The 461-nt window shown below is 53.8% G+C and carries 1 pseudogene; it reads right to left on the reverse strand.

The features are described from left to right. Positions 1–210: pseudogene (locus AWU74_RS08295) on the reverse strand (TRAP transporter substrate-binding protein DctP); the annotation flags it as partial. Positions 211–461 lie beyond the last annotated feature (251 nt).

The raw sequence follows: 461 nt of genomic DNA on the forward strand, positions 1-461 counted from the left end.
CAGCGCGCCCGACGTAAACACGTCGACATCAAAGTAACCGCTCGCGTTCAGGCGGTCCGCTACTTCATAGAGCATTTGGCTCTGCGGCGTGGAGTCCCCTTCAGTGCCCGCGAATCTGACTTTGATTTTCTTCGCGCCGATTTTATCGCACGCCGCGCACAGCAACGCCGCCGCAGTTATCGCTAATACTGATACAGCGCTATTTTTCATTGCAAGCTCCTCCGAATCGCCGTGAACGCCGCGGTCGTCTGTACAGAACACCAGAATCGCGCGGCTTTTATTGCGCAAAGTAAGACGAGGGGCAGTATATCATGCGGGTATATGCTTGTCAAAAAAGGACGCCGAGTTTCGCGTTTCCCCTACGAGGAACGTCCGAGTTCTTTGAAAGAACTCGGCAGATAGGCATAGCGCATAAGGTGGGCATAAAGGCAAAGCCTGTGTGCGGGAAACTTACGGCGTAA

This window comes from Treponema endosymbiont of Eucomonympha sp. (genome assembly GCF_001028545.1).